The sequence below is a fragment of the Nocardia sp. JCM 38205 genome (assembly GCF_058222935.1).
Map to the genome: position 1 here is coordinate 606380 of NZ_JBYHFL010000001.1, position 18935 is coordinate 625314.

General features: G+C 70.7%; 5 protein-coding genes. All 5 read right to left on the minus strand.

What is annotated here, in order from left to right; genetic code table 11:
- Positions 1 to 89 precede the first annotated feature (89 nt).
- Entirely contained in the window at positions 90 to 1079 is a 990-nt protein-coding gene (locus tag AC4HOU_RS02850; RefSeq protein ID WP_163810686.1) for an ATP-binding cassette domain-containing protein, read from the minus strand.
- Positions 1076 to 14707, minus strand: a complete 13632-nt coding sequence (locus AC4HOU_RS02855) for a non-ribosomal peptide synthetase (protein WP_490724100.1) — start codon at positions 14705 to 14707, stop codon at positions 1076 to 1078. The genes AC4HOU_RS02850 and AC4HOU_RS02855 overlap by 4 nt, the downstream gene beginning before the upstream one ends.
- A gap of 363 nt (positions 14708 to 15070) precedes the next feature.
- Positions 15071 to 16693, minus strand: a complete 1623-nt coding sequence (lnt, locus tag AC4HOU_RS02860; protein ID WP_195019552.1) for an apolipoprotein N-acyltransferase — start codon at positions 16691 to 16693, stop codon at positions 15071 to 15073.
- Complete coding sequence (locus AC4HOU_RS02865) at positions 16683 to 18287, minus strand: amidohydrolase (protein ID WP_490724101.1); 1605 nt, start codon at positions 18285 to 18287, stop codon at positions 16683 to 16685. The genes lnt and AC4HOU_RS02865 overlap by 11 nt, the downstream gene beginning before the upstream one ends.
- A gap of 89 nt (positions 18288 to 18376) precedes the next feature.
- Complete coding sequence (locus AC4HOU_RS02870) at positions 18377 to 18859, minus strand: FxsA family protein (protein ID WP_163810677.1); 483 nt, start codon at positions 18857 to 18859, stop codon at positions 18377 to 18379.
- Positions 18860 to 18935 lie beyond the last annotated feature (76 nt).

Sequence of the window (18935 nt, forward strand, 5' to 3'; positions counted from 1 at the left end):
ACGCGGTTTCGCCGCTCCGCGAGCGTCGGTGTCCGCCGCGGAATCCTCGGCCGCTGGGGCTTCGTCACGTACCGCTGCCGGCGCTGAGCTCACGACATGATCTCCTCTTGTACGTCATCGGATTCCGCCGCCGCTGGCGTGGGTGCCGCGGTGCCGGTGAGGGAAAGGAATACGTCATCGAGGGTGGGGCGGTGCACGTTCGCGTCGACGACACACACACCGGCGTCGTCGAGCCGCCGCAGGGCCTCGACCATGGTGCGCGACCCCTCGCCCACCACGATCGACACATCGTGGCTGCCGATGTCGTGCACCGGCTCGCCGATGCCCACCTGGGCCAGCACCGAGAGCGCCGGCTTGGCTTCCTGGCCGGTGGCCAAGGTGACCGTCAGCCGGTCACCGCCGATGGAGGTCTTCAGTTCGTCGGCCGAACCGCGGGCGATCACCTTGCCCCGGTCGATGACGATGATCCGGTCGGCGAGTTGGTCGGCCTCTTCGAGATACTGGGTGGTCAGCAGCACGGTGGTGCCGTCGTCGACGAGATCGCCGATCACCCGCCACATGTCGAGCCGGCCGCGTGGATCGAGACCGGTGGTCGGTTCGTCCAGGACCACCACCGGCGGCCGCGCCACCAGCGCACCGGCCAGATCGAGCCGGCGTGCCATGCCGCCGGAGTAGGTGCCCGCCCGGCGATCGGCGGCATGGTCGAGCCCGAACGCGGTGAGCAGCTCGCCCGCGCGCGCCGCGGCCTGCCGATGCGACATCCCGTAGAGCCGGGCCACCATGCGCAGGTTCTCGTAGCCGGACAGGTTCGCGTCGACGGCGGCGTACTGGCCCGACAGCCCGATCCGGCGGCGGGCGGCGGCCGGATCGCGCAGCACGTCCACGCCGGCGACGTGGACCGTCCCGGCGCACGGCCGTAGCAACGTGGTGACGATGCGCACCGTAGTCGTCTTGCCCGCACCGTTGGGCCCGAGCAATCCCATCACGGTGCCCGCCGGGATCTGGATGTCGATCCCGTCGAGCACTCGCACACGGCCGTAGTTCTTGACCAGGCCGAGGACTTCCACCGCCAGGCTCACCTGTGTGTCTCCTTCGCTTGCCGGTCCGCGCCGTCGAGGTGGAAGCGCAGCACCGGTCCGATCACCGCGAGTGCTTCGGGTGTGGTCATCGCCGCGTGGGTGCAGCGCAGCTGATGGTCGTGCACGGCGCCGGTGACGAACGGACGCCAGGCGGCGGCGCATCGATCCCGGTCCGCGCGGTTGATCTCGTCGTCGGCCGCGGTGAAGAACAGCAGGTCGCCGCCGAATACCCGGGGCCGGAAACTGTTGGCCAGCACCGTGCCGTCGGCATAGCCGGCGTAGAGCCGTTCCAGGTGTTCGACCGTCAGCGCCGCGAACGGTCCCGGCTGGGATCGCAGCAGCGCGGCGGCCTCGGACAGGCTCATCTGGTCGTCGAGCGCTCCGGCGTCGGCGATCAGCTCGCTGCCGAATTCACCGATGATGTCGGCGACGCTCGGCATGGCCTGATCGAGCAGGCTGTCGGAGAGCCGGTAGCTGTCCATCATCGCCAGCAGCGCCACCTGCTCCCCCGCCTCCTGCAGCCGCACCGCGATCTCGTGCGCGATGAGCCCGCCCAGGGACCAGCCGAGCAGGTGGTAGGGCCCATGCGGCTGCACCGACCGGATGTGCTCGACGTAATGATCGGCCGCTTCGGCGAGCGTGCCGTAGCCCGCGCCTCCGGTGACGTGCGGCGCCTGCAGGCCGTAGACGGGGCGATCCGCAGGCAGGTGCGCGAGCAACCCGGAGTAGCACCACGCCAGACCGATGGCCGGGTGCACGCAGAACAGCGGCTCGCGGCTGGCGCCGGTATCGGGCCGCAGCGGCAGGATCGGCGCCAGGGCCTCGGCCATCGCATCGGCGACGCCGCTGTCGTCGAGCCTGGCCGCGAGCGCGGACGGGGTCGCCTCACCGAACATCATCTGCACCGGCATCTCGATGCCCTCGGCGCGCAGGCGTGCCACCACCTTCGTCGCGAGCAGCGAGTTGCCGCCGAGTTCGAAGAAGCTGTCGTCGGCGCCGACACGGTCGATGCCGAGCGCCTCGGCGAACGCCGCGCACACCGCCGCCTCGGTGGGCGTCGCCGGTGCCCGGTAGCCCTGACCGCCGGTGAACACCGGTTCCGGCAGCGCTTGCCGGTCGAGTTTGCCGACGGGGCTCAGCGGCACCCGGTCGATCATCATGATCGACTGCGGCACCATGTAATTGGGCACCAGATCCGCCAGGTGGGCGGTCAGCTCGGCGGCGGTCACCACCGCGCCGGCCAGCGGCTTCACATACGACACCAGCGCGGTGGCGCCCGCGGCGGTGCGGTGGCCGATGGTGAGGGCTACCTCGACGCCGGGGTGCCTGCCCAGTGCGGTGTCGATCTCGCCGAGTTCGATACGGAATCCGCGGATCTTGACCTGATGGTCGGTCCGGCCGACGTATTCGATGTCGCCGGACCCCGCGTCCGCGCCGGGCCACAGCCGCACCAGGTCACCGGTGCGGTACATCCGCTCGCCCGGCTTGCCGTACGGGTTGGCGACGAACCTGGTCGCCGTCAGGCCGGGGCGGTTGAGGTATCCGCGGGCCAGGGCGGCTCCGGCCAGGTGCAGTTCCCCGGTGACGCCGATGGCCGCCGGATGCAACCGCGGATCGAGGATGAGTGCGTCCACGCCGCGGATCGGTCCGCCGATGGTGATGGGCCGGTCCGGCGCCATCGGCTGGGACATGATCGTGACGATGGTCGTCTCGGTCGGGCCGTAGACGTTGTACAGGTTGCGGCCACGCGACCACCTGGTCACCAGTTCCGGCGGAAGCGCTTCGCCGCCCACCAGTACGTGCGCCAGCTCGGTGACACCGGCCGCATCGACGGTGCCGAGCGCCGAGGTGGTGATGAAGGCATGCGTGATGGCTTCATCGATGAAGACCCGGCGCAGTTCCTCACCGCCGACCACGCCCGGTGGAGTGATCACCAGGGTGGCGGCGCCGCCGAGGGCGAACAGCAGATCCAGCATGGCGGCGTCGAAGCTCGGCGTCGCGAAATGCAGCACCCGGCATCCGGGGCGGACATCGAAACGCTGCGCGGTCTCGGCGGCGAAGTTGGACAGACCGCCGTGGGTGACGGTGACGCCCTTGGGGGTTCCGGTGGACCCGGAGGTGTAGATGACGTAGGCCGGGTTCTCCAATCGGAGCGGGGTGATCCGGTGGGCGTCGGTGATGGGGTCACCTGAGGCCGCCAACACCACGGAGCGGATATCGGGGGCATCGAGCACCAGCCACTCGGCCGTCGAGGGCAGGCTGTCGCGGTACTCGGCGAGGGTGATGCCGAGGGCGGCACCCGAATCCGACAGCATGTGCGCGATGCGCCCGGCCGGATAGTTCGGGTCGACGGGTACGAACGCCGCGCCGGCCTTCGCGACCGCGAGCACCGTCGCCACCGATTCCACCGACCGTGGAATACCCAGCGCCACCAGCGTTTCCGGTCCGACCCCGCGGTCGATGAGCACGCGGGCGAGGCGGTTGCTCCATCGGTCGAGGGCCGAATAGGTGACCTCGGTTCCGTCCGACCGTACGGCGATGGCGTGCGGGTCGTACGCCGCCGCCGCGGCGAACACCTCGGGCAGGGTGACCGGACGATCCGGCTGGGCGCCGCGTACCGGCGCGAGTTCCGGCCATTCGGCGGGATCGAGCAGGTCCAGATCGCCGACCGGGGTGGTGGGGCTGGCTGCGATCGAGGTCAGCAGGCGGACGAAGCGCTTACCGAACCTCTCCGCGGTCTCCTCGTCGAACAGGTCGCGGGCGAAGTCGATCGCGAGCGAGATGCCGCCGGGGCCCCCTGCGGCGGTGCGGTTCTCGGTGAGGGTGAACTGCAGATCGAACTTGGCGATCCCGGTGTCGGCGTCTTCGGCGTCGATGCGCAGGCCGGGCAGTTCCAACACCCGGACCGGCTCGTTGCGGACCGACAGCATCACCTGGAACAGCGGGTGATGCGACTGCGACCGAGCCGGATTCAGCACCTCCACCAGGCGCTCGAAGGGCAGGTCCGCGTGTGCGAAGGCGTCGAGGTCGCTATCGCGCACCGCCGCGAGCAGGTCGGTGAACGCGGCGTCGCCGTCCACCCGGGTGCGCAGCACCAAGGTGTTGACGAACATGCCGACCATGCGGTCGAGCGCCGGATGTCCGCGTCCCGCGATCGGGGTGCCGACCGCGATGTCGTCCACGGCCGTCATCCGGTGCAGCAGTACTGCCAACGCGGCGTGCAACACCATGAACATGCTGACGTTGTGCCCGGCGGCGACAGCGCTCAGTTCCCGGTGGGTGGCGGCGTCGACCGCGCAGCGCACCGTGCCGCCGCGATAGGACGGTGTCGGTGGACGCGGCCGGTCGGCGGGCACCGCGAGCAGCTCGGGCAGCTGGTCGAGGGTGTTGCGCCAGTAGTCCAGTTGGCGACTGATGAGGGAATCGGCGTCGTCCTCGGCGCCGAGTACCCGCTCCTGCCACAGCGTGTAGTCGGCGTACTGGATCTCGAGCGCGGGCACGGTGTCCACGCGGCCTTCCCTGGCGGCGCAATAGGCCGCGGCCACGTCGGCGGCCAGCGGTTCCAGCGACCAGCCGTCCATCGCGATGTGATGCACGACCAGCACCAGCACATGCTCGTCGCGTTCGCTGGTGACCACACTCGGGCGGGCGACGGTCAGGATGGCGGCCCGCAGCGGCACCGTGGTGCCGAGGTCGAAGCCCTCCGCGGCGAATTCGCGCACGATCGGTTCCACCGCGTCGGCCCGCACGGTCTCGGTCCGTACCCGGATCGCCGCGTCGGCCGGATCCAGCACGACTTGCGCCGGTTCGCCCTCGATGACCGGGAAGACCGTGCGCAGCGTCTCGTGCCTGCGCTGCACCGCGTGCAGCGCGGCGATGAGTGCCGCGCGGTCGAGCCGTCCGCGCAGGCGCAACACCACGGGCACGTTGTAGGCCCCGGAGCTCGGTGCGCCCGCCGCGCTGTCGAAGCGGTTGAGGAACCACAGCCGGCGCTGGGCCGCCGACAACGGGATCCGCTGCGGACGGGCGCCGGCGACCAGTGGCGGGGTGCCCTCGTCGGGCGTTCCCGCGTCCAGTCGCGCCGCCAGTTCGGCGACGGTGGGGCCGGCGAAAACGGCACGCACTTGCAGTCGCGTGCCCGTTGCCGCTGCCAGCCGGGCGACCAGTTGGGTGGCCAGCAGCGAGGTTCCGCCGATGTCGAAGAAATTGTCGTCGGCGCCGGTGATGTCGGCACCGACCAGGTCGGACATCACGTCGGCGACCAGCCGCTCGGCGTCGGTGGACAGCGGCCGGGTAGTGCGGGCGGGCGACAGCGTCGGCTCCGGAAGTGCCGCGGTGTCCAGCTTTCCGACCGGCGTGAGCGGGATCCGTTCCAGGACAGTGATCGCCGCCGGAACCATATGCGCGGGCAGCTGCGCCGCGGCATGGGCGCGCAGCGCGTCGAGATCGAGATCCCCGGCGGGCTGCACGTAGGAGACGATGCGGTCGGCACCGGCGATCTCACGGACCTGGGTGTGCGCGAAACCGACGCCGGGATGCCCGGCCAGCGCTGCGGTGATCTCGCCGAGCTCGATCCGGAACCCACGCACCTTCACCTGGTGGTCGCTGCGTCCGAGGTAGATCAGCTCGCCGTCAGCGGTCCAGCGCACCACATCGCCGGTGCGGTAGACGCGCGATCCGGCCGGCCCGTACGGATCGGCCACGAACCGCGACGCCGTCAGTGCGAAACGGTCGAAATAGCCGCGCGCCAGGCCCGGTCCGCCCAGATACAGCTCGCCGGGCACCCCGATGGGCACCGGACGCAGACGCTCGTCGAGCACCACGGCCCGCGCACCGCGCACGACAGTGCCGATCGGAATCGGGCGGCCCGGTTGGAACGGCGCGGAGATGGTGGCCAGCACAGTGGTCTCGGTCGGTCCGTAGCCGTTGATCATGGTGCGGTCGACCGCCCAGCGGGCCACCAGCTCCGGCCCGACGGCCTCGCCACCCACCATCAGGCTCCGCAGATCCGGCAGCGGCCAGCGATCGTGGTCGATCGTGGCCAGCGCCGCGGGCGTGATGAAGGTGTGGGTGACCCGTTCGGTGGTGAGCAGTTCGGCCAGTTCGTCACCGCCGTAGATATCCGGTGCCGCGATGACCATCGTGGCACCGGAACCGATCGACAGCAGCAGGTCGAGCACCGCGGCATCGAAGCTCGGTGAGGAGAAGTGCAGCGTGCGCGAATCCGGCTGCACCCCGGCGTGTTGCGCCAGCTCGTCGGCCAGGTTCGACAGGCCGGCGTGGGTGACGGCCACGCCCTTGGGCTTCCCGGTGGAACCGGAGGTGTAGATCAGGTAGGCCAGGTCATCGATGCGGGTCGGGCGCAGCCGCTCACCGGCGATGGCGGCGTCGGCCGCGGGCTCGAATTCCGCATCGGCGGTGTCGTCGAGCACGATCCAGGCGATGCCGCGGTCGTCGGCGGCACGCAACCGCTCCCGGTGCGCGGAGACCGTGACGCCGACGGCGCACCCGGAGTCGGTCAGCATGTGCCGGACTCGGTCGGCCGGGTAGTTCGGATCGACCGGCACGAACGCGGCTCCGGTCTTCGCGATGGCGAGCACGGTGACCACGGACTCGACCGAGCGGGTCAGCCCGAGGGCGACCCGGTCGCCGGAGCCGATGCCGTGCCGGATCAATCGGCGCGCCACTCGATTCGACCGCCGGTCCAGCTCCGCATAGGTCAACTCGAGCGCACCCGAGCGGACCGCGGTGCGGTCCGGATGCGCGGCCACGGCCTGTGCGAAAACCTCCGCCAGCGTGAGCTTCGGTCGCGCGGGTGCGCCATCGGCGGGGGCGAAGCGCCGGCGTTCGTCCTCGGTGCGTGCGTCGATGTGGTCGACGCGGATACCTGGGTCGCTGGTGATCGTGGCGAGCACGGTCAGGAACCGGTCCGCCAGTGTCTGCACCGTGGCCTCGTCGAAGAGTTCGGCGGCGTAGACGAATTCGAGCGCGCCGTCGTCCCCGCCCTCGGCCGGATCGGTGACACGCAGTTCCAGGTCGAATTTCGCCAACGCGATGTCGAGGGCGTGCGCCTGCAAGGCCAGCCCGGGCAGTTCCAGGTGTGGATGCGGGGTGTCCTGGACCGTCAACGCGACCTGGAACAGCGGATGCCTGCCGGTCGCGCGCGGATCCCGGCCCAGTTCTTCGACCACGCGCTCGAAGGGGATGTCGGCGTTGGCGATGGCGGCGAGTTCGGCGTCGCGATCGGCGCGCAGCAGCGCGGTGAAGGCGAGATCCGGGTCGACGTCGGAGCGCAGCACGAGCGTGTTGACGAACATGCCGACCAGATCGTCGAGTTCGGTCTGGGTGCGCCCGGCCACCGGGGTGCCGATCGGGATGTCGCGGCCGCCGGTGACCGCGCGCAGCAGCACCGCCAGCGCCGTGCGCAGCACCATGAACATGCTCACGCCCTGTTCGCGCGCCAGCTCGGCGAGTGCGCTGCGCACCGGCTCGGGCAGGGTGCGCTGGACCGAGCCAGCGATCTGGGTCGGTTCGGCGGGCCGTGGGCGGTCGTAGGGCAGCGGCAGTTCGTCGGGCAGATCTGCCAGCTGGGTGCGCCAGAACTCCACTTGCCGGGCGGCCGGGCTGTCGGCGTCGGTGGCCTCGCCCAGATATTCACGCTGCCAGAGCCCGAAGTCGGCGTACTGCACCGGCAGTGGCTGCCAATTCGGTGCGGCACCACCGCGACGTGCGAGGTAGGCGGTGGCGAGGTCGCGGGTGAGCGGAGCCAGCGACCAGCCGTCGGCGGCGATGTGGTGGACGACGACGCCGAGCACGTGGTGGCGTTCGTCCACCCGCAGCACGGTGATCCGTAACGGGGTGTCGGTGCTCAGATCGAATCCACGCCGGGCCAGCTGTTCGAGGAGCCCGGGCACCTCGGCCTCGGTGGCCGGTACCGGGACGACCGCGGGTACCGCATCGGCGACCGGGACGATGACCTGGTGCGGACCCTGCTCGTCGTCGGGGTATCGGGTGCGCAGCACTTCGTGCCGGTCGACGATGTCGGCCAGCGCCTCGCCCAGGGCTGCGATATCGAGATCGCCGTCGATCCGCAGGGCGAACGCGATGTTGTAGGCACTGGATTCGGGGGCGAAACGGTTGAGGAACCACAGCCGCTGCTGCGGCAGCGACAACGGGATCCGGTGCGGGCGCGGGCTGTGCGCGACCAGCGGGATGCGCTGAGTACGCGGAGCCTCGGCCAGCTGAGCGGCCAGGCCCGCCACGGTGGGCGCCTCGAAGATGGTGCGCACCGGCAATTCGACGCCGAAGTGCTGATACACCGAGGCGGCCAGCCGGGTGGCCAGCAACGAGTTGCCGCCGACGTCGAAGAAGCTGTCCTCGGCGCCGGTGATGGGCCGGCCGAGCACCTCGCCGAACAGCGCGGCGACCCGCAGCTCGAGTTCGGTGGCAGGCGCGCGGGAGGCGGCGGTGGCCGCGAATACCGGTTCGGGCAAGGCCTTTCGATCCAGTTTGCCCGACGGCGTTACCGGAACCTCGTCCAGCACGGTGACCGCGGCGGGCACCATGTACCCGGGCAGTCGTCCGCGTGCGGTGTCGAGCACCGCTGCCGGGTCGATCGCTTCCACACCGCTCACATACGAGGCCAGCCGCTGGTGTCCGTTGGCATCGGTGTGCACCACTGTCACGGCGAAATCGACGCCGGGATGTGCGCGCAGCACGTGGTCGATCTCGCTGAGCTCGATGCGGAAGCCGCGGATCTTGATCTGATCGTCGGCGCGGCCGAGGAAGCGCAGATTGCCCGCGGGATCGGCCACCACGAGGTCGCCGGTCCGGTACATCCGCTCGCCGCGGCGGCCGTGCGGATTCGCCGGGAACCGGGCGGCGGTCAGCGCGTGCCTACCGTGGTAGCCGCGCGCGATGCCCGGTCCGGACACATACAGCTCGCCGGGCGTGCCGGGAGGCACCGGGCGCAGGCGGTTGTCCAGGATGAACAGTCGCATACCGCGCACCGGGTGGCCGAGTGGGATCGGTTCGCCGGCCCGCATCGGGTCCGAGACGGTGGCCGCGACCGTCGCCTCGGACGGGCCGTACATGTTGTGCATGCGGTAGCGCGCCGCCCAGGTGGCCACCAGCGCGTCCGTGCAGGCCTCGCCACCGACCATCACCGAGCGCAGGTCGTCGAGCCGATCGCAGGGCACGGTGGCAAGTGCGGCGGGCGTGATGAACGCGTGGGTGACGCGTTCGGTGCGCAGGAAGTCGGCGAGTTCGCTGCCGCCGTAGAGATCGGCGGGTGCGACCACGACCGTGGCTCCGGCCGCGAATCCCAGTAGCAGCTCGAGCACCGAGGCGTCGAAGCTCGGCGACGAGAAGTGCAGGGTCCGTGCGGAATCGGTGACGCCGAACAGATACCGCTGCTCGTTGGCGAAGGAGGCCAGGCCGGCGTGGGTGACGATGACGGCCTTCGGTGTGCCGGTGGATCCCGAGGTGTAGATCAGATAGGCGGGCTGGCCCGCGCGCAGTGCGCCGAGCCGCTCGGCGTCGGTGACGGGCGCGGCCGATTGCGCTGCGCACGCCATGTCGAGCTCGCCGGAGCCGAGCATCAACCAGGTGCCGGTGGTCAGGCTGTGTTTACCGGGATCGGCGGGCCAGCTGGGCAGCGCCGACAGTGAACTCGGATCCGTCAGCCCGAGCAGGGCCCCGGAATCACCGATCATGTGCGCGATCCGCTCACGCGGATAGCCCGGATCGATCGGGACGTAGGCCGCGCCCGTTTTCGCGACGGCCCAGATCGCCAGAATCGAGTGCAGGCTGCGCGGCAATGCGACGGCGACGACCACCTCTGGGCCCGCCCCGTGTGAGATCAGCACCCTGGCCAACTGGTTGGAGCGTTCGTCGAGCTCGCGGTAGGTGGTGTCGTTCCCGCGGAAGCGGACGGCCACCGCATCCGGCAGGCGTTCGGCGGTCTGGGCGAACAACCGCGCCAGCGTGACGGTGGGTTCGGCGGGCCCGCCCGCGATCGGCACCAGGTCGGCCTTCTCGCGCCGGTCCAGGATATCGATGTCGCCGACCGGCGCATCGGGGCGCACCACCGCGGCGGCGAGGATCGCGGTGAACCGCCGCGCCAGCGCCTGAATCGTGGAGTCGTCGAAAACATCGGTGGCATAGCCGAATTCGGCATGCAACGGACCGTCGGTGGTGTCGTCGTGCACTTCGAGCTGGAGATCGAACTTGGCCACGTCGGCCGCCAGCGGAAGCACTTCGGTGTGCACACCGGGCAGTTCGATGCGCAATTCGGGCGCACGGTCGTAGGACAGCATCACCTGGAACAGCGGGTGTCTGCCACTCATCCGCTCGGGATTGACGACGTCGACCAGCCGCTCGAACGGCACGTCGGCATTGGCGAAGGCATTGAGATCGGTTTCCCGGGCGACGTCGAGCATCCGATCGAACCCGGCGGCGGGATCCACCTCGGTGCGCAGCACCAGGGTGTTGACGAACATGCCGACGAGCTCGTCCAGCGCCGGGTCGGAGCGGCCCGCGATGGGTGTGCCGATGACGATGTCGCTGCTGCCACAGACGCGCGCCAGCAGGGCGGCGAACGCGGCATGCAGCACCATGAACATGCTCACGCCCCGCGCGACGGCGAGTTCACCTGCGGCGCGGCGAGTTTCGGGGTCGATGGTGAACCCGAAGCGAGCACCGGCGGTGGATCGCCGCAGCGGGCGCGGGCGGTCCAGCGGCAGGTCCAGCTGCTCGGGCAACTCCTCCAGCGCCGAGCGCCAGTAGTTCAGCTGACGGCTGAGCGCGCTCGACGGGTCGGTTTCCTCGCCCAGCAACTCCCGCTGCCACAGCGCGAAATCGGCGTACTGCACCGGCAGCGGGGTCCACTGCGGCGCCGTGCCTTCGGCGCGGGCGGCGACCGCGGTCATCAGGTCGCGCGCGAGCGGCGCCACCGACCAGCCGTCACCGCAGATGTGATGCAGCACCAGCAGCAGCACGTGCCGGTCGGGCCCGGTCTCGTACAGCGCCACCCGGATCGGCGCCTGGCTGCGCAGATCGAAGCCGTATCCGGCGAACTCGGCGACCAGCGCGTCGATATCGGCGCCGCGGGCGTCGATGGGGTCCAGATGCAGCGGGATGTCGGTGGCGGCGTGGATCACCTGGCTCGGGCCTTCGACGGTTTCCGGGAAGGTGGTGCGCAGGCTTTCGTGCCGGTCGAGCACGTCGAACAGGCCCGCCCGTAGCGCCGCGATGTCGAGCTTGCCGTCCAGGCGCACGGCCAGGGGCATGTTGTAGGCGGCCGCGTGCTCGGCGAATCGGTTGAGGATCCACAGCCGCTGCTGCGCGGGCGAGAGCGGGATGGTGGCCGGGCGGCCCGTCGGGCGCAAGGCCGGCGACGAGGTGTCCAGGTGCTGGGTGGAGAAACGCTCGGCGAGCGCGGCGATGGTGCCCGCCTCGAACAGATCGCGGATGGTCACGCCTGCGCCGAGGGTGCCGTTGATCCGGGCCACCGCGCGCGCGGCGATCAGCGAATTGCCACCGAGATCGAAGAAGCCGTCCTCCACGCCGATGTCGTCGATCTCGAGCACCTCGGCGAAGATGTTCGCCAGGACCCGCTCGATCTCCGTGCGCGGTGCGATGCTCGCGCGCCCGGTGGGCCGGACATGCGCCGCGGGCGCGGGCAACGCGGCCCGATCGATCTTGCCGTTGGCGCTCAGCGGCAGCTCGTCGAGCTCCATCAAGGCCGTCGGCACCATATAGGAGGGCAGCGTTTCGCGCAGGCGGGTGAGCAGGGCCGCGGTGTCGAGCCGTTCGGCCGCGTCGTCACCGCGGGCACCGGGCGCGGCGACCACATAGGCGACCAGTTCGTCTCCGGTGCGTCCGGTGTGGGCGACGCAGACCGCGCGAGCGACCCGTTCGTCGGCGAGCAGAGCGGCCTCGATCTCGCCGAGTTCGATGCGCTGCCCGCGAATCTTGACCTGGAAATCGGTGCGCCCCAGGTATTCCAGAACGCCGCGCTCGGGCCCGCCCGCCGAACCGCGGCCACGCAGGTGCCAGCGCGCGAGATCGCCGGTGCGGTACATCCGGGTGCCGGGGGTGAAGGGATTGGCGACGAACCGGTCGGCGGTGAGTCGTGGCTGACCGAGATAGCCGCGGGCCAGCTGGGTTCCCGCCAGGTACAACTCCCCCACTCCGCCGGGCGGCACGGGCTGCAATCGCGCATCCAGGACGTAGGTCTGGGTGTTCCAGACCGGCGAGCCGATCGGGACCGTCTCCGGGTCGGCCGGGCAGGGCCAATAGGTGACGTCGACGGCCGCCTCGGTCGGGCCGTACAGGTTGTGCAGCCGCGGCCCGGGCAGGGCCGCGTGGAAATCGCGGACGGTGGCCGGCGGCAAGGCCTCGCCACTGCAGAACACCCGGCGCAGCCCGGTGCAGCCGCGCACATCGGTATCGGTGACGAACACCGACAGCATCGACGGCACGAAATGCGCTGTGGTGACGCCTTTGGCCGCGATGACCTCGGCCAGGTAGCTGGGGTCGCGATGGCCGTCCGGCCGGGCCACCACCAGCCGGGCGCCGATCTGCAACGGCCAGAAGAACTCCCAGACCGAGACGTCGAAGGTGGCCGGGGTCTTCTGCAGCACCGCGTCACCGGAGTCGAGCGGGTACTCGTGCTGCATCCATTGCAGCCGGTTGACGATGGCGCCGTGGCTGACGCCGACGCCCTTGGGATTGCCGGTGGAACCGGAGGTGAAGATGACGTAGGCCAGGTGATCGGGGCGCAACGGGGTCGGTCGGTCGGCGTCGGTGATCGGATCGGGCGAGTAGCCGGACAGATCGGCGGTGTCGAGGATCAGGCCGGGCGCGTGCTCCGGGAGGCCGGCCGCGTCCGCCGCGGCCGTCAGCACCGCGACCGGCGCGGCCTGCTGCACGATCCGCTCCATCCGCTCGCGCGGGTAGTCGACGTCGAGCGGGAGATACGCCGCGCCCGACTTCACGATGGCATACAGGCCGACCACGAGGTCGAGACTGCGGCGCAGGTACACACCGACCACGCGATCGGGCCCGGCGCCGCGGTCGATGAGCATCCGGGCCAGCCGGCTCGACTGTTCGTCGAGTTCGCGATAGGTCAGGGATCGGTCCTCGAACTCGACCGCCGTCGCGTCGGGGCAGGCCGCGGCACGGGTACCGAACAGCCCGGCCAGGGTGTCGGCGGCCACCGGTACCTCGGTGGCATTCCAGGCCTGCAGTACCCGATGACGTTCGGCGTCGGTGATCGCGGTCAGCGACAGGGCCTTGGTCTCGGTGCCGGCGGTGAGGAAACGGGCGAGGAAATCCAGGAATCGTTCGTGGTGCATGGCGAGTTCGGTCTCGCCGTAGAGCTGCGGATTGGCCTCGAAATCGATGTGGATGCGGTCGCCGACGCCGTTGTAGAGGTTGATCGACAGGTCTTCGACCGGGCCGGTGGCCAGCACGTGCAGCGAGCCGAGCAGACTGCCGAACTTCAGCTCGTTGTGGAACAACATGATGTTGACCATCGGGCCGAAGAACCCGCGCGCGTCGCGCGAGTATCCGCAGTCGCGCCGGATGTCGTCGTGACGGTACCGCTGGTGCCGCAGCGCGCCGGTGATCTGGAGTTCGACCGCGCGCACCACATCGCGCACGGTGGTCTCCTCGGCGAACCGCACCCGCAGCGGCACCACATTCGACACCACGCCCGCCGATCGGCGCAGCGCGACGGTGGTGCGGGCCGAGACGGGCAGGCTCAGCACCACATCGTCGGTGCCGGTGACCGAGCGGACGTAGCAGGCCAGCGCCGCGGCGAACAACGTCGAGTTGGCGGCGCCGAAGGCGGTGGTGGCCGCGGTGACGGCGGCTTCGGTGCGCTCGTCCAGCACGGCGGTGGCCCGGCGGCGGCCCGGATCGGGCATCGGCACGGCACTGCTGGCGTTGGACAGGCTGAGCGTGCCGCCCACGCCCTCCAGCTGCTCCATCCAGTACTCGCGGTCGCTGCGGAACCGCGCGGAATCGCGGTAGCGGGATTCGTCGGCGTAGATCTCGGCCAGCGGGGTGGCCCGGGAGACGGCGGGCTCGGTCTGGTTCTCGATCGCGGTGTAGATCTCCGCGGTCCGGGTGAGCGCGTTCATGGCGCCGTAGCCGTCGATGACGATGTGGTGCGCGCGGGCGTACCAGATGTAGTCGTTGTCGCCGTAGCGCAGCACCGCGTTGGTGATGAGCGGATCGTTGTCCAGGTCGATGGGTGAGCTGGCGTGCTCGTTCATCCACTGCATGGCCGCGGCGTGCGGGTCCGCCTCACCGCGCAGGTCCACCCGCGCCCAGCCGGGCCGGTGGAACGGATCGACCACCTGGTGCGGTACGCCATCGATCTCGACCAGCCGCAGCAGACCGACCTGGGTCTCGGCGCCGAAGCGCTCGATCGAGTACAGCAGCCTGCCCGCGTCGAGGTCACCGTGGATCTCCACGTACTGAGCGATGGTCAACGGCACGTCCGGACGGATGCGCTGCGCGTACCACAGCGCTGTCTGCGCAGGCGACAAGGCGAACGGTTGTGCTGAGAATTCGCCCGATGAACATTGGTCGACACGATCCGTGGCCAATGAACTCATCAATCACTCCGTTCTGCCGCTGTTCACGCAACTCCCCGAGCACCACACGGTCGGCGCGCACGCGCCTAGCCGTAGGACGTAGTCCACGAATGATGATTCGGAGCGTCATGGCGGCCGGATGGCCGAGGGTTCGGATTTGTTTCACTTCCAACGGCCTTGGCACAACGCCACTTTGGACAGCTACATTTTCGCTATCGGGCGGGTACCGGAAACTTTCCGACAGGAATGCCGGAAAATGGCACGCTGACGTGCCGGTCCCGCTGGGCGACGGCTATCGTCGGGCGAACCGGGAATTCGCCCGCGCCGCAAGACCGCGCGTTCGATCGAACCGGACAGATAACGGGCGTCCGGTTAGCGCAGCGCCTATCGCGCGGACGGATGCGCCGGAAATTCGGGCGAAGACGCTCGCTCGGTCGGCTCATTCGGGCGCCGGGTTCGCCAGCGGATTGCCGCGACGACCAACGCGGCGGCAGTGAGAACGATGGCCGCCCACTCCGGTGCCGCGCCGAGCCGGGTGGCCGGGGTCGTCGAACTCCGCAGCGGGAGGTCGGCGGTCAACGCGGCGGGGACGAACAGTTCGGTGTGCTGACGCACCGCCCCGTCGGCGGTGATCATGGCGCTGACGCCGGTGGTCGCCGCGACGACGAGGGCGCGCCCGTGTTCCACCGCGCGCACCCGCGACATGGCCAGCTGCTGATAGGTCATCTCACTGTCGCCGAAGGTCGCGTTGTTGGTCGGCACCGTCAGCAACTGCGCGCCCGCGGCCATGGCATCACGGAAGGCACGATCGAAGGCCACTTCGTAACAGGTCGCCACGCCAAGGTCGACGCCGGCGATGCCGACCGTGCCGTCGCCGTGTCCCGGCACGAAATATCCGGCGCGGTCGGCGTATTCGGAGAACAGCCGGAAGAACCCGCGCATCGGCAGGTACTCGCCGAAGGGCTGGATGATGCGCTTGTCGTGCCGATCGGCGGGGCCGGACTGCTCGGTCCAGACCATCATCGAGTTGGTGGTGGTGCGGTCGTCGTTCACCAGCACCGCACCGATCAGGATGGGAGCGCCTACACGGCGCGCGGCGCGCGTGATGATGGTGGCGGCGTCGGCGTTGCGCAGCGGGTCGATATCGGAGGAGTTCTCCGGCCAGATCACCAGATCCGGCTGCGGCGCACGGCCCGCGGCGATGTCATCGGCCAACTGTTCGGTGCGGCGTGCGTGGTTGTCGAGGACGGCGCGGCGCTGGGCGTTGAAGTCCAGGCCGAGCCTGGGCACGCTGCCCTGGATGGCGGCGACGGTGACGGTCGATTCACCGGCATCGGGGGCGGGCAGCGTGGGGCGCAACGCGAGCCCGGCCACCGGCATGACCGCGATGACGACAACCGCGGCGAGGGCCGCGCGCCGACGGCCTCCGGCGGACCGCACCGCCACGACCAGAGCCGCGATGCCGGTGCCGGTCAGCGCGACCGCGAAACCGATCAGCGGTGCCCCGCCGTAGGCGGCCAGTGGCAGAAACCAGCCGTCGGCCTGGCCGAAAGCCAGCCGCCCCCACGGGAATCCGCCGAACGGAAAACTGGAACGCCCCCATTCCGCTGTCGTCCAGGCGAGCGCGATCCAGACCGGCCACCCCGGCAGCGTGCCGAGCAGCCGGGCCATCAGGCCGAACAGCCCGATGTAGACCGCGCACGCCGCCGACAGCGCCAGCCACGGCACCGGGCCGACATAGATGCCCGTCCACGGCAGCAGCGGCAGGAAGAACCCGAGCCCGGCGAGCAGCCCGTAGCCGAAGCCAGCGCGTAGCTTGTCGGCGCCGCGTACGGTCAGCGTCAGCAGCGCGATACCGGCAGGCGCCAGGAACCACCACGGTCGCGGGGGAAAACTGCCGAACAGCAGCACGCCGGAGACGACGGCCGCGACCGCCCGAACGAGCACCGGGTGCCGGTCGAACAGCGCAGCCGGGCGCGACCGGAAACCGGCGGACTCAGCCGCCATAGATGGTCACTCCCCGGTGCACCGTGCGCAGGCAGCGCGGCAGGGCGTGGTCCGGGGTGAGCGAGGGCAGACCGGGAACGCGCGAGCGCGGGTCGGTCGACCAGCGTTGCACGGAATCGGCGGCCGCGGCCACGACGAGGTCACCGGCCTCCCACACCGCGTACGAGGCCGGCGCTCCGGGTACGAGTGTGCCCGCGACGCCGTCGCGGACCCCGCCCGCGCGCCACGCGCCCCTGGTGGCCGCGGCGAAGGCCGCACGCGGCGACACCCCGTGACCTGGCGTGCGATGCTCGGTGGCCGCGCGCACGGCGGCCCACGGGTCGAGGGCGGTGACCGGGGCATCCGAGCCGATGGCCAGCGAGATACCCGCCGAGGCCATGGCCGCGAACGGATTCAGCCCGGCGGCGCGTTCGGCGCCGAGCCGTGCGGCATACATGCCGTCGGGGCCGCCCCACGCGGCGTCGAACGCCGGCTGCACGCTCGCGATGACGCCCCATGCCGCCAGTTTCGTGATCTGGTCGGCGTCGATCATCTCCGCGTGCTCGATCCGGTGCCCGCGCGCGGCCACCGCCGGGCCGCCCAGTGCGTCGACCACGGCGCCGAAACCGGCGACCACGGCGTCCATCGCGGCGTCGCCGATGACATGGAATCCGGCCTGGATCCCGGCCTCGGTGCAGGCCCGCACATGCGCGGCGATCGCCTCGGCGTCCAGGTAGCCGAACCCGGTGCCGTCGCCGTCGGCGTACGGTTCGCGCAGCCAGGCGGTGCGCGAGCCGAGCGAACCGTCGACGAACAGGTCACCGGCCAGCGCGTGCACCCCGAGGTCCGCGATCAGCGCACGCGCATCGTCCGCGCTGGTCACCGCTTGCCCCCAGTTGACGCGGACCTCGACGCCGTGATCGAAGGCGAGCAGTTCGCGGACGTCGGCCTCCCCGGAGATCTCCGGGCCCGCGCATTCGTGTACGGCGACGATGCCGTGCGCGGCGGCGTGGTCGAGCGCCGCGCGCCGGGCGGCGTCGCGCTGGTCGCGGTCGAGCGCGGCCAGCGTCGCGGCGCGCACCAGGTGGTGGGCCTGCGCGCGCAGTGGTTCGGCGCGGCTGAAACCGGTGGCCGCGCTGAGCCCCGGTACGGCATCCAGAACGGCGGTGGAGACCACCGCGGAGTGCGCGTCGACGCGCGAGAGATAGACGTGCCTGCCCGCTTCGGCGCCGAGTGCGGCATCGATATCGGCGGCGGTGGGGGGCCGGTGTTCGGGCCAGCGGGTCTCATCCCAGCCGTCCCCGATGATCACCGCACCCGGATGGGCCGCGGCGAAGCCGGCGAGCAGTTCCATGCAGTGGGCCAGCGAACGCGCGCCGGACAGGTCGAGTCCGGTCAGTTGCAGACCGAGCGCGGTGGTGTGCAGGTGCGGTTCCACGAAGGCCGGTGCGACGAAAGCGCCGTCCAGATCGACGATCTCGGCGTCGGGGTGCAGTGCGCGGCCCACCCGGTCGGCGCCCAGCCACACCACCGTGCCGTCGGTGACCGCCATCGCGGTCGCGTCCGGGGAACTGGAACTGTAGATACGACCGCCGACCAGCAACTGGGTACTCACGGTCGACCAGTCTGCCAGTGCCGCATCCGTGCCCGGGCACCGGCGGGTGCGGTGCCGATCACCTCGCCGCACCGATCTCGGCGCCGGTCTCAGGCGCCGCCGATGGCGCGCCTGGTGCCGGGGCGCGGGTCGTCGTACCACTCCGTGACGACGACACCGTCGACCACCTCGTCACCGTCGATGACCACACCGCGATACGGCATGCGCGCGGCCACCCGCTGCATCCGGCGCGTGGTCACCGCCGCCACCAGCGGACGCAGCAGCGCCCTGGTCGGCGGCAGGAGCAGCAGCAGCCCGAGCACCGAGGTGACCAGGCCGGGCACGAACATCAAGACGCTGCCCGAGGCCACCAGCGCACCGTCGGCGACGGCGGTACCCGGCGTGATCTCCCCGCGTCCGGCGCGGCGGAACTGCTCGAACACCCGCCTGCCCTGCGAGCCGATGAGCAGCATTCCCGCGGCCGAGCAGGCGATGAGCACGACGATGGCGGGCATGACGCCGATCAGCTGGACGACACCGACGAAGGCGGCGATCTCGACGACGAGGTAGGCGAGGAAAACAACTGCGGGCATGACGTTCCTTCCGGACGATCTACCCTCTCAACGTCCGGTGCCCCGGATTTTCTCCCGGTGCGCACGCACGGTTGCC

Bases quoted from the DNA above. Each gene is read 5' to 3' on its own strand.
- AC4HOU_RS02855 (WP_490724100.1), bottom strand. From the start codon at position 14,707: ATGAGTTCATTGGCCACGGATCGTGTCGACCAATGTTCATCGGGCGAA.
- lnt (WP_195019552.1), bottom strand. From the start codon at position 16,693: ATGGCGGCTGAGTCCGCCGGTTTCCGGTCGCGCCCGGCTGCGCTGTTC.
- AC4HOU_RS02870 (WP_163810677.1), bottom strand. From the start codon at position 18,859: ATGCCCGCAGTTGTTTTCCTCGCCTACCTCGTCGTCGAGATCGCCGCC.